This window comes from [Clostridium] polysaccharolyticum (assembly GCF_900111595.1).
GTDB classification, from domain to species: Bacteria; Bacillota; Clostridia; order Lachnospirales; family Lachnospiraceae; genus Clostridium_AI; species Clostridium_AI polysaccharolyticum.
The window spans coordinates 18,563-43,076 of sequence record NZ_FOHN01000008.1; the positions used below are offsets into that span (position 1 = coordinate 18,563).

General features: G+C 34.7%; 28 protein-coding genes. 25 read left to right on the forward strand and 3 right to left on the reverse strand.

Annotation, left to right across the window (positions count from 1 at the left end; translation table 11 throughout):
- Positions 1–148 precede the first annotated feature (148 nt).
- The 7 genes from BMY85_RS06665 (at position 149) to BMY85_RS06695 (ending at position 9,928) form a co-directional block, all read left to right on the forward strand.
- Positions 149–2,602 (forward strand): glycogen/starch/alpha-glucan phosphorylase, encoded by a 2,454-nt coding sequence (locus BMY85_RS06665; RefSeq protein ID WP_092477494.1) that lies wholly within the window; start codon positions 149–151, stop codon positions 2,600–2,602.
- 365 nt (positions 2,603–2,967) lie between these two features.
- Entirely contained in the window at positions 2,968–3,756 is a 789-nt protein-coding gene (locus tag BMY85_RS06670; protein ID WP_092477495.1) for a M23 family metallopeptidase, read from the forward strand.
- 402 nt (positions 3,757–4,158) lie between these two features.
- The gene (locus BMY85_RS06675) at positions 4,159–5,460 is read left to right on the forward strand and encodes a hypothetical protein (protein WP_092477496.1); all 1,302 of its coding nucleotides are present in this window, start codon (positions 4,159–4,161) and stop codon (positions 5,458–5,460) included.
- Between the two features lie 291 nt (positions 5,461–5,751).
- Positions 5,752–6,846, forward strand: coding sequence for a transglutaminase-like domain-containing protein (locus BMY85_RS06680; RefSeq protein WP_177180672.1), 1,095 nt, complete (start codon positions 5,752–5,754; stop codon positions 6,844–6,846).
- A gap of 16 nt (positions 6,847–6,862) precedes the next feature.
- A complete protein-coding gene (locus BMY85_RS06685) occupies positions 6,863–7,369 on the forward strand; it encodes a DUF4358 domain-containing protein (protein ID WP_092477498.1) in 507 nt (168 codons plus the stop codon).
- Positions 7,370–7,387: 18 nt separating this feature from the next.
- Positions 7,388–8,788 carry an MBOAT family O-acyltransferase gene (locus tag BMY85_RS06690; RefSeq protein ID WP_092477499.1) on the forward strand — a complete coding sequence of 467 codons (1,401 nt, stop codon included), beginning with the start codon at positions 7,388–7,390 and terminating at the stop codon, positions 8,786–8,788.
- Between the two features lie 21 nt (positions 8,789–8,809).
- Positions 8,810–9,928 (forward strand): DHHW family protein, encoded by a 1,119-nt coding sequence (locus BMY85_RS06695; RefSeq protein WP_092477500.1) that lies wholly within the window; start codon positions 8,810–8,812, stop codon positions 9,926–9,928.
- Positions 9,929–10,044: 116 nt separating this feature from the next.
- On the opposite strand, the gene BMY85_RS06700 is transcribed toward BMY85_RS06695, so the two are convergent.
- Positions 10,045–10,476 carry a helix-turn-helix domain-containing protein gene (locus tag BMY85_RS06700; RefSeq protein WP_177180673.1) on the reverse strand — a complete coding sequence of 144 codons (432 nt, stop codon included), beginning with the start codon at positions 10,474–10,476 and terminating at the stop codon, positions 10,045–10,047.
- Positions 10,477–10,692: 216 nt separating this feature from the next.
- On the opposite strand from BMY85_RS06700, the gene BMY85_RS06705 reads away from it, so the two are divergent.
- The 4 genes from BMY85_RS06705 to BMY85_RS06720 all read left to right on the forward strand — a co-directional run bounded on the left by BMY85_RS06705 (position 10,693) and on the right by BMY85_RS06720 (position 13,391).
- Positions 10,693–11,982, forward strand: coding sequence for a sensor histidine kinase (locus BMY85_RS06705; protein ID WP_092477502.1), 1,290 nt, complete (start codon positions 10,693–10,695; stop codon positions 11,980–11,982).
- A 21-nt stretch (positions 11,983–12,003) separates the two neighbouring features.
- A complete protein-coding gene (locus BMY85_RS06710) occupies positions 12,004–12,738 on the forward strand; it encodes a LytR/AlgR family response regulator transcription factor (RefSeq protein ID WP_092477503.1) in 735 nt (244 codons plus the stop codon).
- A gap of 4 nt (positions 12,739–12,742) precedes the next feature.
- Positions 12,743–12,886, forward strand: a complete 144-nt coding sequence (locus BMY85_RS06715) for a cyclic lactone autoinducer peptide (RefSeq protein WP_177180674.1) — start codon at positions 12,743–12,745, stop codon at positions 12,884–12,886.
- 316 nt (positions 12,887–13,202) lie between these two features.
- The gene (locus tag BMY85_RS06720; protein ID WP_092477505.1) at positions 13,203–13,391 is read left to right on the forward strand and encodes a helix-turn-helix domain-containing protein; all 189 of its coding nucleotides are present in this window, start codon (positions 13,203–13,205) and stop codon (positions 13,389–13,391) included.
- Positions 13,392–13,396: 5 nt separating this feature from the next.
- Here the strand turns inward: BMY85_RS06720 and trhA are convergent, their stop codons facing one another.
- A complete protein-coding gene (trhA, locus tag BMY85_RS06725; protein WP_092477506.1) occupies positions 13,397–14,065 on the reverse strand; it encodes a PAQR family membrane homeostasis protein TrhA in 669 nt (222 codons plus the stop codon).
- Positions 14,066–14,641: 576 nt separating this feature from the next.
- Between trhA and BMY85_RS06730 the strand changes: the two genes are divergently transcribed.
- The 13 genes from BMY85_RS06730 to BMY85_RS06790 all read left to right on the forward strand — a co-directional run bounded on the left by BMY85_RS06730 (position 14,642) and on the right by BMY85_RS06790 (position 23,806).
- Complete coding sequence (locus BMY85_RS06730) at positions 14,642–14,827, forward strand: DUF951 domain-containing protein (RefSeq protein WP_092477507.1); 186 nt, start codon at positions 14,642–14,644, stop codon at positions 14,825–14,827.
- A gap of 170 nt (positions 14,828–14,997) precedes the next feature.
- Positions 14,998–15,285, forward strand: coding sequence for a 30S ribosomal protein S6 (gene rpsF, locus BMY85_RS06735; RefSeq protein WP_092477508.1), 288 nt, complete (start codon positions 14,998–15,000; stop codon positions 15,283–15,285).
- 19 nt (positions 15,286–15,304) lie between these two features.
- Complete coding sequence (locus BMY85_RS06740; RefSeq protein WP_092477509.1) at positions 15,305–15,751, forward strand: single-stranded DNA-binding protein; 447 nt, start codon at positions 15,305–15,307, stop codon at positions 15,749–15,751.
- A gap of 55 nt (positions 15,752–15,806) precedes the next feature.
- Positions 15,807–16,073 (forward strand): 30S ribosomal protein S18, encoded by a 267-nt coding sequence (gene rpsR / locus BMY85_RS06745; protein WP_092477510.1) that lies wholly within the window; start codon positions 15,807–15,809, stop codon positions 16,071–16,073.
- Positions 16,074–16,255: 182 nt separating this feature from the next.
- On the forward strand, positions 16,256–18,307 hold the full coding sequence (locus BMY85_RS06750) for a DHH family phosphoesterase (RefSeq protein ID WP_092477511.1): 2,052 nt from the start codon (positions 16,256–16,258) through the stop codon (positions 18,305–18,307).
- Positions 18,307–18,753: a 50S ribosomal protein L9 gene (gene rplI / locus BMY85_RS06755; protein WP_092477512.1), complete on the forward strand. Its 447-nt coding sequence runs from the start codon at positions 18,307–18,309 to the stop codon at positions 18,751–18,753. Before BMY85_RS06750 ends, rplI begins: the two co-directional genes overlap by 1 nt.
- A gap of 18 nt (positions 18,754–18,771) precedes the next feature.
- Entirely contained in the window at positions 18,772–20,109 is a 1,338-nt protein-coding gene (gene dnaB, locus BMY85_RS06760; RefSeq protein ID WP_092477513.1) for a replicative DNA helicase, read from the forward strand.
- A gap of 267 nt (positions 20,110–20,376) precedes the next feature.
- Complete coding sequence (locus tag BMY85_RS16335; protein WP_092477514.1) at positions 20,377–20,784, forward strand: CPBP family intramembrane glutamic endopeptidase; 408 nt, start codon at positions 20,377–20,379, stop codon at positions 20,782–20,784.
- Between the two features lie 247 nt (positions 20,785–21,031).
- On the forward strand, positions 21,032–21,331 hold the full coding sequence (locus BMY85_RS06770) for a hypothetical protein (protein WP_092477515.1): 300 nt from the start codon (positions 21,032–21,034) through the stop codon (positions 21,329–21,331).
- A gap of 40 nt (positions 21,332–21,371) precedes the next feature.
- Positions 21,372–21,815, forward strand: a complete 444-nt coding sequence (locus tag BMY85_RS06775; RefSeq protein WP_143066337.1) for a hypothetical protein — start codon at positions 21,372–21,374, stop codon at positions 21,813–21,815.
- Positions 21,816–22,097: 282 nt separating this feature from the next.
- Positions 22,098–22,400 carry a DUF2089 family protein gene (locus BMY85_RS06780; protein WP_092477517.1) on the forward strand — a complete coding sequence of 101 codons (303 nt, stop codon included), beginning with the start codon at positions 22,098–22,100 and terminating at the stop codon, positions 22,398–22,400.
- Positions 22,401–22,829 (forward strand): hypothetical protein, encoded by a 429-nt coding sequence (locus BMY85_RS06785; RefSeq protein WP_092477518.1) that lies wholly within the window; start codon positions 22,401–22,403, stop codon positions 22,827–22,829. It begins immediately after the preceding gene.
- 272 nt (positions 22,830–23,101) lie between these two features.
- Positions 23,102–23,806, forward strand: coding sequence for a MerR family transcriptional regulator (locus BMY85_RS06790; protein ID WP_092477519.1), 705 nt, complete (start codon positions 23,102–23,104; stop codon positions 23,804–23,806).
- Between the two features lie 64 nt (positions 23,807–23,870).
- Here BMY85_RS06790 and BMY85_RS06795 read toward each other — a convergent pair whose 3' ends face one another.
- Complete coding sequence (locus tag BMY85_RS06795; protein WP_092477520.1) at positions 23,871–24,071, reverse strand: DUF1858 domain-containing protein; 201 nt, start codon at positions 24,069–24,071, stop codon at positions 23,871–23,873.
- 163 nt (positions 24,072–24,234) lie between these two features.
- Here BMY85_RS06795 and BMY85_RS06800 point away from each other — a divergent pair, with 163 nt between their 5' ends.
- On the forward strand, positions 24,235–24,405 hold the full coding sequence (locus BMY85_RS06800) for a DUF362 domain-containing protein (RefSeq protein WP_092477521.1): 171 nt from the start codon (positions 24,235–24,237) through the stop codon (positions 24,403–24,405).
- The last annotated feature ends 109 nt before the right edge of the window (positions 24,406–24,514 follow it).

Here is a 24,514-nt window from a genome sequence, read left to right on the forward strand (position 1 = left end):
AAGAGGATGTTTCATTATAGTCAGTATGATCAGCCCAAGATATTTATTATCAAATATTTCACAATCCATCTATCACATATTTAAAATTTGTAGTATAATGTTTTCTAGCTAGACTTGGATTGCAGAATATTTAATAAGGAGGAAGTTTATGGACAAAATAACCAAATCGGAATTCAAAGAAAATGTTACGGATTATCTGAAAGTTTTGTACCGCAGGGAAGTATCAGAAGCTACACAGCAGCAGTTATTTCAGGCAGTATCTTACGCTGTAAAAGATATTGTAGTTGACCAGTGGATGGCTACACATAAAGCTTATGAAAAACAAGATGTTAAGACTGTGTATTATTTGTCAATGGAATTCTTAATGGGCAGGGCATTAGGAAATATGATTATCAACTTAAGTGCAAACAAAATGATAAAAGAAGCAATTGCTGAATTAGGACTTGATTTAAACAGCATTGAAGATCAGGAACCAGATCCTGCTCTTGGCAATGGTGGTCTTGGCAGGTTAGCAGCTTGTTTCTTAGACTCTCTTTCTACATTGGGGTATCCAGCTTATGGCTGCGGAATCCGCTACAAATATGGTATGTTCAAACAGAGAATTAAAGATGGTTATCAGTTAGAAGTGCCAGATGACTGGTTAAAAGACGGATATCCATTTGAAATCAAACGTTCCGAATATGCTGTAGAAGTTAAGTTTGGGGGGTATGTTGCAATCCGTAAAGATGCCAACGGCAAAGACCGTTTCATTCAGGAAAACTACCAGTCAGTAATGGCAGTTCCTTATGATTTGCCAATTGTAGGATATAATAACAACATTGTCAATACCTTGCGTATCTGGGATGCCGAAGCTATTGATACCTTTAACTTGGATTCCTTTGATAAGGGAGATTACCAGAAAGCAGTTGAACAGCAGAATCTGGCACGTACTATTTGTGAAGTGCTTTATCCAAATGATAATCACTATGCAGGAAAGGAACTGCGTTTGAAACAGCAGTATTTCTTTGTATCTGCAAGTGTGCAGCGTGCTGTATCCAAGTATATGGAAAAACATAATGATATTCGCAAACTGCATGAGAAAGTAGCATTCCAGTTAAATGACACTCATCCAACAGTTGCAGTTGCAGAATTAATGAGAATCCTAATGGATTGTTATGATTTAGAATGGAATGAAGCATGGGAAGTTACAACAAAGACTTGTGCATATACAAACCACACAATCATGTCCGAGGCACTTGAAAAATGGCCAATTGAGTTATTTTCAAGACTATTACCAAGAATTTATCAAATCATTGAAGAAATTAACCGCCGTTTCATTATAGAAATTCAAAACACATATCCAGGCGATTATCACAAAATTGAAAAGATGGCAATTATTTATGACGGACAGGTAAAAATGGCACACTTAGCAATTGTAGGTGGCTATTCCGTAAATGGTGTTGCTAGGTTACATACAGAAATCTTAAAGAAACAGGAGTTAAAAGACTTCTATCAGCACTTCCCAACTAAGTTTAACAACAAGACAAATGGTATTACACAAAGACGTTTCTTATTACATGGCAATCCTTTATTAGCTGATTGGGTTACAAGCAAGATTGGAAATGAGTGGATTACAGATTTATCTCATATTAATGAACTTGCTATTTATGCAGATGATGAGAAGTGCCAGAAAGAATTTATGAACATTAAGTATCAGAATAAAGTGCGTCTGGCACAGTACATTCAGGAACATAATGGCGTAACCATTAATCCTAGATCTATTTTTGATGTACAGGTAAAACGTTTGCATGAATATAAGAGACAGTTATTAAATATTTTACATGTTATGCATCTGTATAATCAGTTAAAACGCAATCCAGGAATGGAGTTCTATCCAAGGACTTTCATATTTGGTGCAAAGGCATCTGCAGGATACCGCCGTGCAAAAGCCATTATTAAGTTAATTAATAGTGTAGCAAATGTGATTAACAATGATACATCTATCCAGAATAAAATTAAGGTTGTATTTATTGAAGATTACAAAGTATCTAATGCAGAACTTATTTTCTCTGCAGCAGATGTATCTGAACAGATTTCAACTGCTAGTAAGGAAGCATCTGGTACAGGTAACATGAAGTTTATGTTAAACGGTGCATTAACAATTGGTACAATGGATGGTGCCAATGTGGAAATCGTGGAGGAAGTTGGAGAAGAGAATGCGTTCATATTTGGTTTATCTTCTGATGAAGTAATCCAGTTTGAGCAAAATGGCGGATATAATCCAAAAGAGATTTTTAATATTGATCAGGATATACGTGCCGTATTGACTCAGCTTATTAATGGTTTCTATTCACCAGAAAATCCAGAATTATTCCGTGAGCTGTATAACTCTTTATTAGAAAATAATGGAGGAGAACGTGCAGATCAGTACTTTATCTTAAAAGATTTCCGTTCCTATGAAGAAGCACAGAAGAAGGTTGGTGCTTATTATCAGGATGAAAAAGCTTGGGCAAAATCAGCAATTCTGAATACGGCTAAGTCAGGTAAATTTAGTTCTGACAGAACGATTGAAGAATATGCTACTGAACTTTGGAATTTAAATAAGGTTAAGGTTGAGCTGTAATCTAAATTAAGAAAAGCATCTTGTCAGAAAGTAAAAATATACTTTCTGTCAGGATGTTTTTTTATTTGATAGAAAAGTCCTCTGCGAGTCCTTCCCTATCAAATAAAAAGTGCCCTAAAAAAGAAGGGCACAGGATGCGCACAGATGGGTAAGGAAGATAATCGCTAAAAAACAGCGACAGCTAAAAGACAGCGACACCCATCTGGCGCGGCAAAGTCTGAGTTCCTTCGAGTACATTCCAGTCGCGAGAGTCTGAGGAACTCAGACTTTGTTATTTTCTTTCCTAATAAAGAAAATATTTTATAAAACACTATTTTTGTGTATAACGTCATCTTTATTGGTAAGAATATCAACAGAGGTGATAAATGGTGAAAGGACAAAATGAAAAAACAACGAATAAATCCTTCTACATCTGGATGCTTGCTGGTGCATTGGCGATTATATGCATATGTGCAGTCTGTTTAAACATAAGAAATCTCAATGATAAGGAAAAGGATAAGAGTATTCATAATTCCATAGCAGAACACGAAGTTGAGACCCCAGCCCCTGCAAAAGATGTTGCAAGTATTGGAGATGCACAGATTTCAAGCAGAAAAGTTACAGACGAAGTAAATCTTCTGGAAAACGACATTGTGGATGATGGAGCAAAAAATACTGTGAAAGAGACTGCAAAACCAAGTAAGAAACCAGAAGCAGTATCCGTTATGAGTAATGGAAATGCAGTACTAAACAGTTTAAAATTCGATGAAGAAGCTGGTTTAGCTTGGCCTGTAAGTGGTAATGTGATACTGAATTACAGTGATTCAAATACCATTTACTTCCCAACTTTAGCATGTTACAAATGTAACCCAGCTATTATAATTTCTGCAGATGAGGGAGCAAAAGTTAAGAGTGCTGCTAAAGGTGTTGTGACAAATATCTTTGAAAATGAAGAGACAGGCAAAACAATTCAGATGTCCATCGGTGGAGATTATACATTAACCTATGGACAGCTTAAGGATTTAACTGTTAAAAAAGGTGATGCTGTAAAGGAAGGCCAAGTGATTGCTTCTATCGCAAAACCATCCAAATACTATGTAGAAGAAGGAGATAATTTATACTTCAAAGTTGAGCAGAAAGACAAGACTGTCAATCCTATGTATTTATTAAAGTAAGAGAAAACCTTTAGGTCTACCTGTTAGGCTTAAAGGTTTTTATAATAGTAAACATTTTTAGCCAGATGCGTATAATAAAGTATAAAATCGTTATTCAGAGAGGCAATATTACATAAGAAAATCAGCAGCCGAAATTTTCACCAGTCTCTCTCTCGATTTTGAATAATGTACCTGCTAATCGGTTGCTTTATATAGATAACGTGGTGTAAGGTTTTGGTTTACTTTATGCCACGTTTTTTGTGTTCTTTTTTCTGTACTCGGCAAAATTTGCTGACATATACAAAAAATAATTGATTTATTGTGTTGTGAATTATCAATATTACAGTTAGTTCGATGAAAATATGATGTTGTGCTGTTCTTGCCAAAGTGCTAAAATAGTTAGGCATAGAGGAGGAAAATAAAATGGATTTGAAAAAAAAGATAATAGCAGCAGTTTTAAGTTTGTCATTATTAGCTACACCATTTACAAATGTACAGGCTAAAGGAGCTGATACAGCGAAAGAAAATCAGGTAACAGTCCAGAAAACTGTAAAAGCAGAAGCGATTCAGGCTGCAGAAAAATGCAAAACGGTTATAACACTTGATTTTGATGTACAGCCATCACCAGTGCCATCACCATCACAAAAGCCAGTGGAAGAACAGAAAGTGGTATTAGTTTCAGAAAAAGGAAAGACTGTAGATTATGTAACACCATATACATATACTAAGAAATCACAGATAGCCGAGGAGAAGTATAGTGTTAATTTTGCTACTATACCATCAGGGTATAATAAAGATGTAATCATTCCAATTAAAGTGAGCGCCAAGGGCGCACTAGTTGTTGCAGCAGCTAGCAGTGAAGGAAAAGAAGCAGATATATATTCTGTATATCAAGATAAGGCTTGTCAAAAAGGTATTTCCATTGGTACGGACAAATTTGCTTATGTACCCAAAGCAGGAACTTATTATATGAGAATTAGAAAAAATGATTTTGAGAAAAATAGTGAAAATGTTTACGCTATTGTATCTGCATTTATAAGTGGAAATAATGCGGAACTTAAAAATAATTCTAACGTAGTAAGTGCTTCTATGGGAACTGCTAGTCCGATATACTATAAGATGGCAGTGTCAAAAACATCCAAGCTTACCATTAAATTAAGTTCAGACTGGAGTTTCTACGCAACACTATGTAACAGCAGAAAGTCTGCTATCACTCATGAAGAGTATATTTATTCTGGAGTAGGAAAAGTTGTTTATGTTGTACCAAAGGGAACATATTATCTAAAAATAAAGGCACAGAAAGAAACATTCTATGCTTCTGCAGTCTTTACACCAGTAAGCAATGCTGGAATGACAAGTAAGTCCAAGGCTGGAACTTTAAAAATAAACGGCAGTACAAGAAATGTCCTTGTATGTCCTGGGGATTCAACTTCCAGGGGATATTATATGAAGTTTACCAATCCTAAGAGACAAAAGGTTGCCATTCAGATTACAACAAGTTATACATCTGGAAAAATGCAGTTTGATTTTTATGATTCGGGTAAAGACAGCTGGGGTAAGAGAACCTTGAATTCAGGTTTAAATAAGAAATATGAGTATCATGTTTATTCAACAACATATAACTCTAATTCTAAGACATTGCCAAAAGGAACTTATTACTTGAGATTTAGGAAGTTAGATAAGAAGACATCTGGTATCATTGGGGTAAGTATAAAACGAAAATAAAAGTTAATTAAAATATTTTACACAAAGTTGTGAAGAAGTCTGAGTTTTCATCATAGAATTCCTTGTGGGAAAGATGAAAACTTGGGCTTTTTTCTATTTTTAAATGAAATGTAACTAAGATTTAAATAAATATTAAAAAGATTGTACTAGTTTTTTAATAACTATTAGTTATAATACTGGCATTGAGTCTGAGAGGAGGAGTAAAAGTGCGAAAAAAGTGATATAATAGGGAAAAATATGAAATGTGATTATGAAAAGAAAGAAAATTATAAGCAAGGGATGGGAAAAAAGATGAAAAAAGTGATAAAGGGTATTTTAGCGGTAGTGCTATCAGGATGTTTAATAGGCAGTTTGAGTATTAATATGTTATCATTTCGTGATAATCAGACTCAAAATGATAAAGTGAATCGCTACATAAGTGATCAGCTTGCAAAACAGGCCGAAGAGGCTAAAAAAGAGAAAACCTATGAGGAAGATGGATTTAAAGTTGGCGATGAATACGAAATTCGAAGTACAAAAGCAATATCCGATGCCTATATTAATAATGATGAATCAAAGCTGACTGATGAAGAAAAAAAGACACTTAATATGGCAAAAGCAATCATGAAAAAAGTCTTAAAAGATAATATGACGGTATATCAGAAGGAAGAAGCTATCTATAACTGGATGTTTAAAAATATTAAATGTGGTTCTGGTTCTGTTGTTTCCATGCCTAGTTCTTTAGGCAACAACTATACACCATTTGGAGTTTTAACAGGCAAAAATGCGGTATGTGTTGGTTATGCAACTACATTCCGTATGTTTATGCACATGTTAGGGTTAGAATGCCACGTAGTTCACAATGAATATCATTCATGGGACTTAGTAAAACTTGATGATGGTGAGTGGTATCATACTGACATTTATACAGACGTTTCAAGTAATAGCCAGTATCGTAACTTTAATATGACAGATGCTATGGCAAGAGATGGCCATGAATGGGATGCTTCTTGCCTGCCAGTAGCAGAGGGCTTAAATTATAGCTATCCGGTTCAACATAATGAAAAGCTAAAAACCGTTTATGACGTACCTCAAAAGATTAAGAAAATGCTGGATAAGAAAAAGAAAAGCGGATACTATTCCTTTAAGAGTTTAACGAAGAAAGAATTACAGGCTGCAGATATTATTGTAAGGCAGGTGAAACAGGCATTAGAAATGCTTGGTGGTTTTGATTCTTATGATGTTAGTGGAAGCTGGTATGATGGTAAAGATGGTACGTATATCTTAGGAATTTATATTTCTAACTATGATGAGGAAGAAGAAACGAATTTCGATCCAAAGATGAATAAGAAGGTAACAGAAGAAATCAATAAGGCATTTGATGTAAAACTGGATCCATTAAATTAAGAAAAGGTGAAATATTATGAAGAAAAATAGAATAAAAAGAGTTGCGTTATTATGTTGTACACTGTTTTTGCTTGGTGGCTGTGGAAATACCTCACAGCCAGCTAGTAGTGGAAAGGCAAGAGATTTAAAAACAATGGAAAAAGAAATGCTAGAGGCGGATAAGACATTGCCTGAGATGGAAGTGGTCCGTGGAAGTGATAAAGACGCAGAAGATAATTTTACAGTTCTTTCGGATTTTGATTATGACAGAGTAGAAGATTATTTTTATGCATATTCGAAAACAGGAACTGCAGAAGAAATAGCGGTAATCCGCCTGAAGGATAAAGATGATGTTGCCCCTATGATGGATGCGATTCATGCCCATTTAGAAGACAGAAAAGGAACAATGGAGGAGTATTCGCCAGAACAGGTAGATCGAGTGGATAAGGCGGTTGTTACTTATGAAGGAAATGATGTGGCAATGATCGTAAGCGAAAAGAATGGACTGGTACAAGAGAAATTTAAACTAGGTAAAGAAAAATAAAAGAATAGGAGAAAAACAATGGTTTTTAGCAGTACGATTTTCCTGTGTGGATTTCTCCCTCTTGTTGTATTTCTGTATTATGGAATTCCAGCAAAATTCCGGAACGGATTTCTTCTCCTTGCAAGCTTATTTTTCTATGGCTGGGGAGAGCCTGTTTATCTTTCTATCATGGCATTCTCAACGGTGTTTGACTATGTAAATGGACGGTTAATTGAACATTATAAAGAAAAGCAAAGAAGAGGTGCTGCGAAAGGAATTCTTGTTCTGTCAATAGTGGGAAACATAGGTATCCTATGCTTTTTCAAATACACAGATTTCTTAATAGCTTCTATTAACAGGTTTACGGGGGGAGATGTTTCCCTCCTTAATCTTGCTTTGCCCATTGGAATATCTTTTTATACATTTCAAACTATGTCTTATACCATTGATGTTTATCGTGGAAATGTAAAAGCACAGCATAATATCATTTCTTTTGGAATGTACGTAACGTTATTCCCACAATTAATTGCTGGACCAATTGTGCGTTATACACAAATAAGCAAGGAAGTAGAGAAAAGGGGTACCTCTTTTGACATATGTGCCCAAGGGATACAGCGTTTTATTATTGGCCTTGCCAAAAAGGTACTTCTTGCTAATCAGATTGGTGTGTTATGGGCACAGATACAAACAGTACAGGAAAATGAAATGTCAGTAGCATTAGCCTGGCTAGGAGCAGCTTCTTATACCTTGCAGATTTATTTTGACTTTTCAGGGTATTCAGATATGGCCATTGGATTGGGGAAGATTTTTGGATTTCACTTTCCTGAAAACTTTTCTTATCCTTATGAATCTCAGAGTATTACTGAGTTTTGGAGAAGATGGCATATGACGTTAGGAACCTGGTTTCGTGAATACCTGTATATTCCTTTGGGTGGGAATAGAAAAGGAAGAGTGCGGCATATTATAAATTTATTTGTGGTTTGGTTTTTGACAGGACTTTGGCATGGAGCGGGGTGGAATTTTATCCTCTGGGGACTGTATTATTTTATTTTCTTAGTAGCAGAAAAGCTGTTTTTACTTAAGTTTTTAGATAAAACACATCCAATAGTACGACATGTATATACTATGTTTGTAGTGATTTCAGGCTGGGTTATTTTCTCAAACGAAAAAATGCAGGAAATTTTTAAGTTCTGGAAAGGCATGTTTGGAGCAGGCGTTCCCCTAATAAATGATTTAGCCATCTACGAGCTGTTAAGCTATGGTATATTGCTGGCTGTATTAATAATAGGGACAACAAGTATTCCAAAACGGCTAGGTGAAAAATTGAGAAATCAGTTAGGAGACTGGGTAATTGCAGTATATACAGTAGTTCTGCTGTTATTATGTATGGCATTTTTAATTAGTGGCACATACAACCCATTCTTATATTTTCGGTTTTAACAGACAGGAAGGGATAAGGGAATGAAGAGATTATCAAAAATTTATGTACTTATAGTTTTTGGCATGCTTGCTCTTGGAGGCTGTCTTTGGATTGGGATGCCTCAAAAAAAATTTTCCCAGATGGAAAACAGGTATTTAACCACGTGGCCTTCTTTAAATGTGAAAGATATTATGCAGGGGAATGTGCAAAAACAGATGGCCAATGCTGCCAATGACCAGTTTGTGCTTCGAGATGTCTGGATGCAGTCGGCTACTCAAATACAGAAAGGCCTTGGCATTAAGGACTTAAACGGTGTATATTTTGGAAGAGACGGGGCTTATTATGAAAAAGTCTTAGAATCTGAGGCGACTTGGAAGAGGTACAAAAGAAATATTGGATTTGTTGAGAATTTTGCCAAGAAAACAAAATCAGATGTAGCAGTTATGTTAGTACCTACAGCAGGAACCATTTTAAAAGAGGAATTACCTGACCATGCTGCGTTTTATGATGCGGATAAACGGTATGAAGAAGGTGGGAAAAGACTGAAAAATGCCAGCTGGATACAGATACAGGAACGTTTGAATAAGAAAAAGGTTAAGGAACAGGTTTATTTCCATACAGATCATCACTGGACAACGCAAGGTGCTTATGAAGGCTACTGTGCCTATCTGGGACAAGTAGGAAAGAAAGCATTCCCATACGAGTATTTTAAGCCGGAATGCGTAAGTGAGACCTTTTACGGAACGTTATATTCCAAAGCACCAGTAAATACAGAGCCAGATCAGCTGGTAGTGCCAGTAAATATTCCAGCTTGCCATGTAACTTGGGATGGAAAGCAGAGGGAAGGAATCTACGTAAAATCAAAACTTAAAGAAAAAGATCAGTATGGAGTTTATTTTGGTGGCAATTATGGAATGGTAGAGATTGTGAATGAAGAAAACGTAGAGAATGAAACGTTAGTGATTATTAAAGACTCTTATGCGAATAGCTTAGTGCCTTATCTATTGCCACATTATAAAAAAATAGTAATGCTGGATCTTAGATATTACAATGAGTCTGTTAAGAGTACCGTGGAGCAGTTAGAACCAGAAGAAATTCTGATTCTCTATGAAATGAGCCGGTTTTCACAGGATTCAAACTTAGTAAAATTAATGAGATAATGCAATATAGGATAATAGAGATACCACAGAAATAAGCTCTATAGGTGTTAAGGATAAAACTTAATACTTATAGGGCTTGTTTTATAAATGGTATCTTTTTTTGTAATACAGCATTCTTATAAAAGGTCTTTATACAGTTTGCTGATTTCCTTAGAACAGGATTCCAGGCAGCTTTGCAGTTTTTCTTTTGATTCAGTGCTAAGAGCTTTGCCGTTTACAAGAATGGTTTCGTTATCTTTTAATAAATCTATAGCATACTGTATTATATCAGGAAGGTTCTGCATGGTGTCAGCAGATAAGTTCAAGCTGCTGTTTCTGCCATTCAGTTCAGCAGTTGAGTTATGTGGAGTTCTAGGAACATCATAACCTAACAGCCATTCTGCAGATACCTTAAAATAGGATGCAATTCTTTGGATTTTCTCCATCTTTGGAGTGTAATTTCCCTGTTTCCAGTTTGTTAAAGTAGAGCGGGCCACATTGGTCTCTTTTGCTACTTTGTAAGCTGTTACATGAAATTCTTCTAATAATAGTTCAAATCTCTCGTACATTAACATACCTCTTTCTTGCAATATTCATAAGAAATCTTAACTATCGCTTGACTAATTAAGAAAAGTATGCTAATGTAAAATTAGCTAAGATATCATAACTAGCAGCGATATGTAAGATTGAATTGACAACTATATTCTAACATATTTTAGGCTTAGGTTCAAATATCTTAGCTATATTTTCTAAAATATTTTTCTGTTCTCTAAGGAGTGAATCAGGTGCTACGTTTACATATCTTTCTGTTAATGCTCATTTATGCAATAGAGCCATATCTATGGGTAAAATCTGTGTCCGTATCAGGAACCGGATTTCAAAACAGTTACAATCGATATTGGGGAATGCTTGGGTACTATTTAATATCCTTTTTGAAACAGTATTTAACATTTTTGCATGTACATAATATTTGGATAGTAATTATAAGCCTGTTTTTAATGTGTTATATGTTTGTCTTTACTATTGTTTGTACATCTGGGGAATTGCATATTAAGGTAATGAACTGCAGTGTGTTTTGTCTGCTTACGTGTATTTCGGAAATGGCTACAATATTTTTTTGTGCAATTTATCTGCATACATCAGCAGAGAAGCTTTTAAGATTTGGAAAAATGAATTTGATTTGTACATTAATTGCAAAAGTTTTTTTGTATGGATTATGTAAGGCACTGTTTTTTAGCAGAAAAAATAAGATTATGTCAATTCTATATGAGAAATATGAGTTTCTTGTCTTAATTGTTTTAAATTTCATTTTAGAAATTTTGACTGCTTCTGTTCTGCGAAATAAGGCTATGAAAATAGCTGTTCCAATGGATGTGCTGTTTCTTTCAGTGCAGGTAATGCTTCTTGGCAACTTTATATATATATTATGTATTTTGCATAGAAAGGACAGGAAGCTGGCAGAGGCTAATAAAGAGCTGGAAAGACTAGATCATGTAGTAAGGGTAACAGAAAAATTAAAGGAAGTCCAGCATGATGTAAAGGTACATGCTATTGTGCTTGCAAGTTTACTGGAAGATGAGAACTACTGTGAAGCGAAACGGTATTTATCAAATATAGCCTGGGATCTAAAGCAGGTAAAAAAGGTGTCTAGTGTTTCGGATCTGGCACTTGCATCTGTTTTAAGCCAGTTTGTAGAAGAATCTGAAGGAAAAGGAATTCAGTTTTACCGTCACATACTGGTACAGGATTTTTATATTAGCAGCAGGGATTTATGCCTTATGGTATCCAATATGCTGCAAAATGCAAAAGAGGCAACGGAGAGACTGATTCAGGAAAGACGTTATATTTCATTGGATATTTTTCCGGTAGAAGGTGGGTATCGCATAACATGTATGAACCCGTATGGAGAAAAGAATGTGTGTTACAGGACGACAAAACAGGACCGGAAAAATCATGGATTAGGCTTAAAGATAATCAAGGCGGCAGCAGAACGAAATGGTGGTGCTATGGAAATTATACCAAATCAGATACATTGGTTTGAGATAACTTGTTTTATTCCGGTTCCTAAACTTTAGGTGGAGGGAGATTAGAACTGGATGAAAAGAGAAGCAGTCAGGATCCTTATTTGTGATGATGATGAATTGAATTTGGGAATTAATAAAAGGTGCGTTGAAATTATTAGTAAAAGGGAAGAAAAAGAAGTTGAAATCTATTCGTTTCAAGAACCTGCAGAAGAAATGTGCTTTTTAATAGAAAGTGATCAGATAGAAATCGCAATACTGGATATAGAACTTGAAGGAAATAGTGGAATCGAAATTGCCAGAAAAATTATGCTGAAAAATCCGAAGGTGCCTATTATTTTTGTTACAGCCTATGAAGAATACAAAGGGGATGCTTTTGATGTACTGGCTTTGGGATATATAGAAAAACCTCTTAATCTTGAAAAATTTAATCTCCTATTTACGAGAGCGTTGTGCATAGCAGAAAGTGAAAAACGGAAGAAATTTTTAGAACTGCTAGATGTAGTTGTTAACAAGAAGCATATGCAATTGCGGCTGTCTTCAATTGTAAGTGTAGAGAAAGTGCTTCGTAAGGTAGAACTGCATACCATAAAAGGAAAATATACTGTCAACGGCACATTAAGTGAAATAGAGAGGCGTTTGGGAAGTGGATTTATAAAGATAAGTCAAAGTGTGGTTGTCAACAGAAATAAGATTTTGTCAGTGGATAACACCAGTGTTTATTTAGCAAATGGTGAACAACATACGATTGGCAGAACTTATATAAAGCAAGTAAAAAATGCTTGCAAAAAACATTTACAAGGGAGGTGAAAACATGAGTTCTAAAAAGTTTGGCAAGGTTTTATCAGCAGCTGCAAAAGGTGTTGCAAAAAGAGGCGTAAATGAAGCATGCATACTTTATTTTTACCAGCCTGTAATATCTCAGAGCATGAAGGAAAAGCTAAGGAAAGATAAGTAGAATCAAAAAGGAAGTGTTATTGAAAAATAGGACACTTCCTTTTTGATTTAATAAGAAGATTAAGCGTATTTGTAAATTTTGGATGGAAATTAGCCTGAAATGAAGGTAGATTTGGCAGGAAAACAGAATTTGCTATGCTAGTTTAGCGTTTTTAGTAACATACATCATTTGCGTATCTACATAGACAGGATGTATTGTAATGCAATATTGATAGTTTATAATGGGAATTGTACATAGAAAAAAAGACAGTAGAGGTTCATATGGGGGAATTAAAGCAGAAATAAATGGAGCTTAATGAGAAGAAAGGATTGAGAGTATGGCTAGAAAGCGTGAATTAACCGCTTATGGAAAAAAAGTCAAACATAGACTGATTGAACTTAATATGACGCAGGTGGAACTGGCAGAACAGGTTGGCACATCAAAACAGTATCTGGGGAAAATTCTTTTCGGTGAACGTTCTGGAACCATGTACCTTGAGAAAATTCAGCAGATACTGAATATATAGGATATTTACAATGGCATGCTAGATACGAATTGATACATTAAAATGAAGTGGCATACACTTCCCCCCATTACAAATAAATGAAATATCTCATGCAATCCAAAGTTTTTGTGTTTTAAGTCAAAGGCAGGAAGCTTTATAGCGTATATAATGCCTCCGATAGTGTAGATGATACCACCTGTAATAAGCCAGCCAAGTCCTTGGGCTGTGAGGTTATTTATGATAGGCGTAAAGCAAAGGACACAAGCCCAGCCCATTGCAATATAGATACAGGAGGAAAAACATTTTGGGCAGTTAATCCAGAACATCTTTATAATAATGCCTGACAATGCAAGGCTCCATATTAGAATTAAGAAGCGAAGACCAAGGTTTCCACGGACTACGATTAAACAGATGGGAGTATATGAGCCAGCTATTAATATAAAGATCATAAGATGGTCCATTTTTTTTAAAAGTTTGTTAATACGAGGATTGATATCAAAAGAGTGATAAATGGTACTAGCTGCGTAAAGCAGAATCATGCTTGCAATAAAAATACTCAGGGTCACTATATGAATTCTGTCAGGCTGCCTGCTGGCTTTCATAAGCAGTGGTGTTGCAGCGAAAATTGCCATGAGCATTCCAATGAAATGAGTAATTGCACTACCAGGATCTTTTAACTTTCTTGTTTCTTTCATAATGATTCACCTCTTAAATTATATTTCATAGACAACCAAAACTTATTATGTAGTTTTTGATACTATATTGTAATATATTCATACTACAACTTAAGTTTTTAAAAATCAATAGAAAAATAATAGAATTTACTATTCATGCAAAATATGCTTTATTTGCTGGATTGTTCTATTGCAGAAATTAAAAAAGACATGTTATAATGAAGCTTATGTAAAAACGGAAGTATAAGAGGTGTAGAAAGAGAAGCAACATGTGTATTTTTACCAATATCAATACCTAAATAAAACATGAATATCACCTGAAATCAAAGTATTTTAGATAGATTCCGCTGACTGATAAACGTTACAGCCTTATTGTATATACGAGGTACCCGTATGGGGCAACATCCAACTTATACGTAAACTTGTTTGCCAGACAGAGGCATCACTCTTTCAAGTACGAGGTTACAGCCTCAAGGAGAACTCGATGTCACTCTATCTAATAGAACAATTATACAGGATAAACCTGAATAATTATACAAGTAATAAAGGGTTATAGGTTACCTTTATCAACCTAAATACATTATATAAGGAGAATCTATGGATATCAACCTTGGAGATATTATAAAATTAAAGAAGCCACATCCTTGTGGCAGTCAGGAATGGAAAGTGTTAAGAGTAGGAATGGATTTTCGCCTTCAATGCATGGGGTGTGATCATCAGGTTATGCTTTCGAGAAAACTTGTTGAAAAAAATATCCGGGGTATTCGTCAGAATAGTGAATAGCTTTTATGGAAAAAGGATATTGAAGAAATGCCATTTAGAAATAAAAAAAGTCTTGAAATATAAGATGGGCTATGTTAAAATAATTCACTGTGAAACATTTTATATTAAATTCCTTGTTCTCTAACAGTAACATTTAGAGAGCCAGAGACCAGAAGGAGGTGCACATAGCTATGAACAAATATGAATTAGCTTTAGTTGTAAGTGCAAAAATCGAAGACGATGCTAGAGTAGCAACTGTAGAAAAGGTAAAAGAGGCTATCACTAAATTTGGTGGTACTATTACAAACGTTGATGAATGGGGTAAGAAGAGATTAGCTTACGAAATTCAAAAAATGAAAGACGGATTCTACTATTTCATCTCATTCGAATCTGCTAGCGAAGTTCCAGGCGAATTAGAGCAGTCTGTACGTATTATGGAAAACGTTATCAGATATTTATGCGTTAGACAAGAAGCATAAATAAAGGAGGGATGTCCTCATGAATAAGGTTATTTTAATGGGACGTTTGACAAGAGAACCTGAGATTAGATATTCCCAAGGAGAGAGTTCAAGTGCAGTAGCACGTTATACATTGGCTGTTGACAGAAGATTCAGACGCCAAGGTGATGAACAAACTGCTGATTTTATCGGTTGTGTTTCTTTTGGAAAGACAGCTGAATTTATAGAGAAATATTTACATCAAGGAACAAAGGTTGTTGTTTGTGGAAGAATTCAGACAGGCAGCTATACAAACAAAGACGGCCAAAGAGTCTATACAACAGATGTTGTAGCTGAAGAGGTTGAATTTGCTGAAAGTAAAGCAGCAAGTGCTGAACATTCCGGCGGTGGTTATCAGTCCGTATCCAGACCAGAACCTAGTCAAGCAGTCGGAGACGGCTTTATGAATATTCCAGACGGAATTGATGAAGAGTTACCATTTAATTAGTAGAAATTTTTGAACGGTTTATATAGAATGCCAGTTTAGGTAAGGAGGTCATGTTATGCCAGCTAATAGAAATGAAAAAGGCGATTCTCCAATGAAGAGAAGAGGCGGACGTAGAAGAAAGAAAGTTTGTGTATTCTGCGCAGATAAAGAAAACAAAGGTATTGATTACAAAGATGTGAATAAGTTAAAGAGATATGTATCTGAAAGAGGTAAAATTCTTCCTAGAAGAATTACAGGAAACTGTGCAAAACATCAGAGAGCTCTTACTGTTGCGGTTAAGAGAGCAAGACACATCGCTTTAATGCCATACACAGTAGAATAGTTTGAACGTGAATGAGGGCTTGCTGCTTCCAATGGAGGTGGCAGGCTTTTTTCATTTGATAGGAAATAATGCTGTGCTTTGTTCAATGCTAGTAAATTGGCCCTACATAAAAATAGCTTTCATTATATTGAAAATAATGTTATAATAAAAGTTACTGTTAGATTCAAATAAGGAGTAGGAGAATGAAAACAAAGGGAAAGCTAAGGGGTTCATTGAAGTCGTATCTTAGATTGCCATTAATGTTATCTGTTTTATTGATTATTATGGACCTTAGCATATTTTGTGTAGATAGAGAAGCGGGGTTATTAATGACAGGATATGTAATTGTATATTTAGTAATCTCGGTATCCATATTCTTTTATAAAAATGCAAAGATAAACAGTGATCTGGTTGATTTTGCATTAAGTTATGGACAAGTGCAAAAGCAGCTTGTAAAGGAGATGGCACTTCCATATGCCATCTTAGATAGCGAAGGCCGTTTGCTTTGGGGGAATGATGAATTTATGTCTATTATTGAACATGAATCATCTGCAAGAAGAAATATTGCTAATGTACTTCCAGGGATTCATCAGGAAGCATTTCCAAGAGATGCACAGGATGAGGAAGTGAATATAACCTATCAGGATGCAGACTACCGTGTGATTATGCGCAGAATTATTGTTGGTGATTTTGAGGAAAGTGAAGATTATCTTGTTGATAATATTTCGGAAGGCCAGAATATCCTGATTGCCATGTACATGTTTGACGAGACGGAAAAGAATGCTTATATGAAAGAAAATAAAGACCAGCGAATGATTGCAGGTCTTGTATATATTGATAATTATGAAGAAGCATTGGAAAGTATTGATGAGGTTCGCCGTTCTCTTTTAATTGCTTTAATTGATCGAAAAATTAATAAGTATTTTCAGAATATAGATGCCTTAGTTAAAAAGCTAGAAAAAGACAAATACTTATTGATTTTCAAACAGAAATATTTAAATGAATTGCAGGCTTCCAGGTTTTCGTTACTGGATGAAGTAAAAGCTGTGAATATTGGAAATGATATGGCTGTAACAATAAGCATTGGATTAGGTGTAAATGGTGAGAATTATGCAAGAAGTTATGAATTCGCAAGAGCAGCAATTGATCTGGCGCTAGGCAGAGGCGGAGATCAGGCAGTAGTAAAAGAAGGCGAAAAAATCGTATACTATGGAGGAAAGAGCGTACAGATGCAAAAAACGACTCGTGTAAAAGCAAGGGTTAAGGCACATGCGCTTAAAGAACTTGTGGAAGCCAAGGATAAGGTGGTTATCATGGGGCATAGTATAGGAGACGTAGATTCTTTTGGAGCCGCAATTGGTATTTACCGGATTGCAAAGACATTAGGTAAGAAAGCGAATATTGTTATAAATGATGTTACGAAAACGGTACGTCCCATTCTTAAGAGATTTACAGAGGTTGCGGATTACGAAAGTGACATGTTTGTAAATGGTTTACAGGCAAAAGAAATTGTGGATGCCAATACATTATTAGTTGTAGTGGATGTTAATCGGCCAAGCTATACAGAGTGTCCAGAGCTTTTGGGCTTAACAAAAACAATTGTAGTTTTTGATCATCATAGACAGACTGGAGAAAGCATTGAAAATGCAGTGCTTTCCTATATTGAACCATATGCATCTTCTACATGTGAGATGGTTGCAGAGATGCTTCAGTATATAGGAGACGGTTTGAGACTGCGTTCAATAGAATCGGATGCCTTATATTCCGGCATTATAATAGATACAGATAATTTCCAGACGAAAACAGGAGTAAGAACATTTGAAGCGGCAGCATTTTTAAGAAGAAATGGTGCTGATATCACGAAGATACGTAAATCGTTACGTTCGGATGTGGACGAGTATCAGGTCCGGGCAGCTGCTGTTCGTGATGTTGAAGTTTATCTGGATGTATTTGCTATAACAGGATGTAATGCTCAGAATACGGAGAGCCCAACGGTAGTCGGGGCCCAGGTAGCTAATGAGTTATTGAATATTAATAATATAAAAGCTTCCTTTGTCCTGACGGAGTTTGCAGGAAAAGTCTATATCAGTGCAAGATCTATTGATGAAGTTAATGTCCAGATTATCATGGAACAATTAGGTGGCGGTGGACATATGAGTGTTGCCGGTGCCCAGCTTGTAAATGTATCCGTAGAAGAAGCTAGAGATATTTTAAAAGAGACTTTAGATAAGATGAAAAAGGAAGGAGAATTATAATGCAGGTAATTTTATTGCAAGATGTGAAATCATTAGGGAAAAAAGGGGAAACAGTTAAGGTAAATGACGGATATGCAAGAAACTTTATTCTTCCTAAAAAGCTAGGAGTAGAAGCGAATGCAAAGAATTTGAATGATTTAAAGCTTCAGAAAGCCAATGAAGAAAAGAAAGCTTTGGAAATTTTAGAAGAAGCAAAAGCATTTGCAGAAGCGTTAAAAGATAAAGAAGTAATTGTAAAATTGAAATCAGGAAATGACGGAAAAACTTTCGGTTCCATTTCTACAAAGGAGATTGCACATGCTGCAAAGGAACAGCTAGGTTATGATATTGATAAAAAGAAAATGCATTTAGCAGACCAGATTCGTTCTTTAGGTGTTTACAATGTGCCTATTAAGCTGCATCCAAAAGTAACTGGCGAATTGAAGGTAAAAGTTCAAGAATTATAAGATATAAGGGTGGCGTACATGGAAGAGGCAATTATAAAGCGAATACTACCTCATAGTGTGGAAGCTGAACAGTCTGTTGTGGGTTCTATGATCATGGACAGAGATGCTATCGTTGTTGCTTCGGAAATATTAACCGATGAGGATTTTTATCAAAAACAATATGGTGTTTTATTTGAAACTATGACAGAACTCAATAATGAGGGGAAACCCGTTGATTTGGTTACGTTGCAAGATAAGCTAAAGGAAAAAAATGTTCCGCCGGAACTTTGCAGTATTGAATTTATTGGTGGACTGGTTTCATCAGTACCAACGTCAGCAAATGTGAAACATTATGCTACAATTGTAAAAGAAAAGTCAGTGCTTCGTAATCTGATTCGTGTAACAGAAAGTATAACAAACGACTGTTATTTAGGAAACGAATCTGTTGAGGAACTGCTTGAAATAACGGAAAAGAAAGTATTTGATATTGTGCAGAATCGTGGCTCAACGGATTTTGTCAGCATACAGGATATTGTTATCAACGCCATTGAGAGTATTGAGGCCGCATCGAAGAGTAAGGGAACGGTTACTGGTATTGCCACTGGGTTTTATGATCTGGATTATAAGATGGCAGGGTTACAGCCTTCCGATTTGATTCTGGTTGCTGCCAGGCCATCTATGGGAAAAACAGCGTTTGTATTGAATATTGCGGAGTATGTAGCGGTTAAATCGGGGATTACTACAGCGATATTTAGTCTGGAAATGTCGAAGGAGCAGCTAGTAAAGCGTATTCTTGCTATGAATTCTAAAGTAGATTCTCAGAAAATCCGTAGTGGTGAGCTTCAGGATGATGACTGGGTAAAGCTTGTGGAAAGTGCAAATTTCATTGGCAATTCTAATCTGATTATCGATGATACACCAGGTATCTCTATTAGTGAATTACGTTCTAAGTGCCGTAAATTTAAGCTAGAGAAGAATTTAGGACTTATTATAATTGATTACTTGCAGCTTATGTCAGGTGGTAAGAAAATAGAGTCTAGACAGCAGGAAATTTCAGATATTTCCCGTTCATTAAAGGCACTAGCGAGAGAGATTAATGCTCCAGTTATTGCACTTTCACAGTTGAGCCGTGCTGTTGAGCAAAGACCAGATAAACGGCCGATACTTTCGGATCTTCGTGAATCTGGAGCGATTGAGCAGGATGCGGATGTGGTAATGTTTATTTACCGTGATGAGTATTATAATCATGATTCTGAAGAAGCTGGAATTTCAGAAATTATTATCGGAAAGCAAAGAAATGGTCCAACGGGTACTGTAAAACTTGGCTGGCAATCACAATATACAAAGTTTGTTAATCTGGAGAGAGAACGCTCGTAAAGAGGGTTCTCTTCTTCAAAGTGTAAAAAATGTATTATAATCATAAATAAAAAAGAAAGGAAATGTGATATTTAGCTTATATAAGTATCATACACAAGAATATAATGAATAATAAGTATTTTATATCAATAATGTGTGGATATATCATATATTTTCTGTTTTGTCTTTGTGAATTTTTTAAAGTGAATTATCTATATAATTCAATAAGTAAATTAATAAGTGACGTTGGTACATTTCAATACTTAATTAACGAAGAAAACATAATTAATGGTTGCTATCATAGAAGAATTGTTTTTTCGCAGTTTTATTCTTCAGATAATGTTAAAGTATTATCAAAAGAAAGGCGTTAGGGCAGATATATTAGTTATATTGTTAAATAGTGTTATGTTTGCCTTTATGCATATATTCAATTTATTTTTGCAAATAGAAACAATAGGTTATATAGGGGTATTTCAGAGTTATTTGATAATAAGTTTACTTGGAATTCTACTTGCTGTAAGTTACTATTTATATGATAATGTTATTGTCTGTATATACATACATATGGGGTTTAATATAATATCTTCATTGGCTATAGGTAATAATCCTGTAATATATATTTTGTTATATATGATACTGCTTGCGTTCATTATCTTTTGGCTGAAAATAATGAATGTAAAGAAGATTGAGAATTGAACTAGAATAGGTTCATTATTGTATTATGATAGAAATAGAATCTGAAAACATTGAATTTATTGGTTTGGAAATTCTGAGAGCTTACATAATGAAAAGGAGGGGGTAAGCCTGAAACAAAATGGTCATGATTAATCTGTATACGATTTTTAATATTGTAAATATATATTAAAAATAAAAGGAACAAGACAATTTAAAAGGCAGATAATTTTATTGATGCCTTTCGTAACACAAAGGGAGAATGATAAAAGTGAAGAATAAGTTGTTGAGAAAAGCATTAAGTTTGGGTGTAGTGATGTCCGTTTTTATGATACAAAGTGCTATAGCTATTGCAAGTGAAGATACTTCGAAAGAAATTAATACAATTTCCAAATTAGAAAAATGTCTCGATCAAATTACTAAGGATAACATAGTTACTAGTGCTGAAAGAAATAAACTTAAAAGTCGCTTAGATTTAAATGTAGCAAAAGAATATATAGCACAATATAATGATGAAATTGAAAAAGTTATCAATACTAAGAAAGGGGAAAAAAATTACAGACATATATAATGAAAAAACAGACACATATATAAGTACATACAAGTATGAAGTGACAGATGTTATATCGGTGGAAGCTAAATTTATTGATGAACCAGAAGTAACCAGTTCATTAGGAAAAACAACTATTACTAGTGGTGGTGGACCAAAAGAGCTAGGAGATAGAAAATCAACTGGAAAGTATAAAGAAACTATTTTAGGCATTTCATTGTGCGATTTTAACTTAACATTAGGATATACAATAAATAAGACCAATATGATGACGAGATATTCAAGTACTTCGGGTTCGTCTTCATATGGTTCTCTATCATCTTCATCATATATCACTGATAATGTGGCAGCTAAAGTAGGACATGATATGAATTGTATTGGAGATTATACAGTAGATATATTAGGATATGCAACGACTTCTTTATCACTTGAGTTAAAAGTAAAATGGTATTCGGGTACTGGAAGTGAGTCAAGATACATTGTTTATACATTATCTAAAATATAAAGTTGCTTTATTGTGGTTTTCTTAGTAAAAGAGAACCACTTTTTTATATTCCCAAATATTATTTTGATTTTAGAATCCTAAAACTATTTCTTACAAATAACTAAAAACTTACTTCAGCAATACGTGTAGGAGTTGATGCTTACTTTCTTAAAGCAGTATTCTTTTTTCTTTAATAAAATTAAATCTTATTTATAAATGTTTAATAAAGTTAAAATAATTCTTTAATATTATTGAATTTGTTTGCATTGTGATGTATAGTAAAAAAGAAAGGAGGAATATCTAGTGAGCATTCGTGTTCTTCCAGGGTGGATGGTGAATTTGGAATCTGAGGATATCAACTTTATTAAAAATTTTTTATTAGCATCAGGCTCATTAAAAGAAATTGCAAAACAATACAATGTAACCTATCCAACTGTTAGAAATCGGTTAGATAAGTTAATAAAAAAGATAGAATTAAATAATACATTGGAAGATGATAGCTATATTACATTAATAAAAAACATGGCCCTTAATGAGAGAATTGATTTTGATACAGCTAAAATTTTAATAAGCGAATACAGAAATATTCAGAAAGAAGGTAATTAAATGACGAAGATTGTTTTTATTTTAGCCATAAGAGCAATTTTGATAATTGCGGTTGTCTGTTTTATTCAGTACTTATTAGCTAAAAGAGCTAATAAGCTGCTAGGAACAGTTATTCCCATGATCTTATTTGTATTTTCGTTGATTTTCTGTGCATATACTACAGTAACGAGAAAAGATACATATAAAGTAACGACATCAAATCATACATATGAGTATAAGGATGAGGCAAAGTGTATGGAGAAACAGGAACAACTGCAGAATCAAAATATAGCATATGCTGTTAAGAAATCCTATAATGGATTTTCAACAAAAAATATTATAGGATACTTCTTTGGGATAAATGTTATAGCCGTTATTCTGCTGATGGAATACTTTTTTGTTAAAAAAAGATATGTCCGCAGAATGCATATGGAGATTAGAGATCTTTGATTTATGTTGTATAGAAGGAGTGCAAAGTGTAAATTCTCTCAAGACTGTACCACGAAAGTGTGAGGAATTTACACTTTGCTTTAAAAAGGTCTATTATTAAAAACATGTCTTATAAAAGTGATTTGCCGTCGTATTACATACTTCATTGACAACTTGGGTAAAAAGATGTCTATCATTTCTGTGTATAAAAGGGTAATTTCTATTTGAAATCAAGAAATGCTATGGTATAATGTGTTGTATGGAAATAATTTACATATTCTAGGAGGAGTATCATGAGTCAAGTTAGGTACATTATATCGGATGCATCAAAAAAAATAGATGTGGAACCACATGTATTACGGTACTGGGAGGAAGAACTCGGCGTGAAAGTTCCTCGAAACGAGATGGGACATAGATACTATCGCGAAGAGGATATCGAGTTGTTTAAGAGTATAAAGTTTTTAAAAGAACAAGGATTTCAGTTACGTGCAATAAAGATGGTGCTTTCTGATGTAAGAAAAATTGGACAACTTGATAAAAAGAAAATGAACATGCTTAAAGACGAGCTGAATGCTCAGGTATTATGCATGGATCAGACTGCTAGTGAACATGTAGAGAAAAAAGAAGATTCCATTATGGGACAAGCTTTTGAGGCACAAAAGGAAACAATGGAAAATGAAGTATGTGCTGCCAGTCCTGAACCAGTTGATACCCAAAGTGAGCCTAAAGTTGCGCAGTTCAAAGTTATCATGAATAATATTATCATGGAGGCATTAAGAGAGAATAACTTAGAATTATCGAAAGCAGTTAGTTCCAATGTTTCTGAAAGCGTATTAAAGGAAATGGATTATATGATGCGCATGAAAGAGGAACGGGAGGAAGAACGTTTCAAACGATTAGATGATTCGATTCGATCTAAGCAGAAAGCGCGCAAAGAGATATCTGCAACCAGAGAAAAGAGAAAAAAGAAAAGAATGTTTCATAAGAAAGCAGAATAGGATGTGGATAGCCCAAAACAAAAATAACTCATTAAATAGTTTTAATGAGTTTTTTTGTGTCTTATTAAGCTTCTAATTTTGCGTTTAAAGCAGCTACGACTTCATCGGCATCTAAACCATGAACCATGCAAGCTTCTTCAAGGGATTCTCCTTGAGCAGATGGACAGCCGATACAGTGCATGCCAGCATCTAATAAAACAGGAATTAAATTGGAATCAACTGCAATGATATCATGTATAATCATGTCTTTTGTTATTTTTGCCATTATATTGCCTCCTATAAAATAAATTATGGTTTTATTATATTCGTACAGATTTCACACGTCAAGGTATAGAACTGCATTAATTCTAAAACATATGCTTTAATGCTTGTATTATCTAAAGTATTATATTAAAATGTATATATTACTTATGAAGGAGGATAAGAAAATGGCATTTGTTATTAATGATGGTTGCGTAAGCTGTGGAGCATGCGCTGGTGAATGTCCAGTAGGTGCAATTTCTGAAGGTGATAGCAAGTATGAAATCGATGCCGATGCTTGCATCAGCTGTGGTTCATGTGCTGCTACATGTCCAACAGGATCTATTTCCGAAGAATAATTTTTGGAACATAATAATAGAAAAGCTGCCTGTCAACGGTCCTTTAGGGAGAATCTGGCTGACAGGCAGCTTTTTTCTTTATAAAAACTTTCCGATGTCAAATTCCTGA

Bases quoted from the DNA above. Each gene is read 5' to 3' on its own strand.
- BMY85_RS06710 (WP_092477503.1), top strand. From the start codon at position 12,004: ATGAAAAGAGAAGCAGTCAGGATCCTTATTTGTGATGATGATGAATTG.
- BMY85_RS06795 (WP_092477520.1), bottom strand. From the start codon at position 24,071: ATGGCAAAAATAACAAAAGACATGATTATACATGATATCATTGCAGTT.
- BMY85_RS06790 (WP_092477519.1), top strand. From the start codon at position 23,102: ATGAGTCAAGTTAGGTACATTATATCGGATGCATCAAAAAAAATAGAT.
- BMY85_RS06670 (WP_092477495.1), top strand. From the start codon at position 2,968: ATGGTGAAAGGACAAAATGAAAAAACAACGAATAAATCCTTCTACATC.
- BMY85_RS06700 (WP_177180673.1), bottom strand. From the start codon at position 10,476: ATGTACGAGAGATTTGAACTATTATTAGAAGAATTTCATGTAACAGCT.
- BMY85_RS06800 (WP_092477521.1), top strand. From the start codon at position 24,235: ATGGCATTTGTTATTAATGATGGTTGCGTAAGCTGTGGAGCATGCGCT.
- BMY85_RS06680 (WP_177180672.1), top strand. From the start codon at position 5,752: ATGAAAAAAGTGATAAAGGGTATTTTAGCGGTAGTGCTATCAGGATGT.
- BMY85_RS16335 (WP_092477514.1), top strand. From the start codon at position 20,377: ATGGTTGCTATCATAGAAGAATTGTTTTTTCGCAGTTTTATTCTTCAG.
- BMY85_RS06675 (WP_092477496.1), top strand. From the start codon at position 4,159: ATGGATTTGAAAAAAAAGATAATAGCAGCAGTTTTAAGTTTGTCATTA.
- BMY85_RS06740 (WP_092477509.1), top strand. From the start codon at position 15,305: ATGAATAAGGTTATTTTAATGGGACGTTTGACAAGAGAACCTGAGATT.
- BMY85_RS06750 (WP_092477511.1), top strand. From the start codon at position 16,256: ATGAAAACAAAGGGAAAGCTAAGGGGTTCATTGAAGTCGTATCTTAGA.
- BMY85_RS06730 (WP_092477507.1), top strand. From the start codon at position 14,642: ATGGATATCAACCTTGGAGATATTATAAAATTAAAGAAGCCACATCCT.
- BMY85_RS06685 (WP_092477498.1), top strand. From the start codon at position 6,863: ATGAAGAAAAATAGAATAAAAAGAGTTGCGTTATTATGTTGTACACTG.
- BMY85_RS06720 (WP_092477505.1), top strand. From the start codon at position 13,203: ATGGCTAGAAAGCGTGAATTAACCGCTTATGGAAAAAAAGTCAAACAT.
- BMY85_RS06690 (WP_092477499.1), top strand. From the start codon at position 7,388: ATGGTTTTTAGCAGTACGATTTTCCTGTGTGGATTTCTCCCTCTTGTT.
- BMY85_RS06695 (WP_092477500.1), top strand. From the start codon at position 8,810: ATGAAGAGATTATCAAAAATTTATGTACTTATAGTTTTTGGCATGCTT.
- BMY85_RS06665 (WP_092477494.1), top strand. From the start codon at position 149: ATGGACAAAATAACCAAATCGGAATTCAAAGAAAATGTTACGGATTAT.
- BMY85_RS06785 (WP_092477518.1), top strand. From the start codon at position 22,401: ATGACGAAGATTGTTTTTATTTTAGCCATAAGAGCAATTTTGATAATT.
- rpsR (WP_092477510.1), top strand. From the start codon at position 15,807: ATGCCAGCTAATAGAAATGAAAAAGGCGATTCTCCAATGAAGAGAAGA.
- rpsF (WP_092477508.1), top strand. From the start codon at position 14,998: ATGAACAAATATGAATTAGCTTTAGTTGTAAGTGCAAAAATCGAAGAC.
- trhA (WP_092477506.1), bottom strand. From the start codon at position 14,065: ATGAAAGAAACAAGAAAGTTAAAAGATCCTGGTAGTGCAATTACTCAT.
- BMY85_RS06715 (WP_177180674.1), top strand. From the start codon at position 12,743: ATGAGTTCTAAAAAGTTTGGCAAGGTTTTATCAGCAGCTGCAAAAGGT.
- rplI (WP_092477512.1), top strand. From the start codon at position 18,307: ATGCAGGTAATTTTATTGCAAGATGTGAAATCATTAGGGAAAAAAGGG.
- dnaB (WP_092477513.1), top strand. From the start codon at position 18,772: ATGGAAGAGGCAATTATAAAGCGAATACTACCTCATAGTGTGGAAGCT.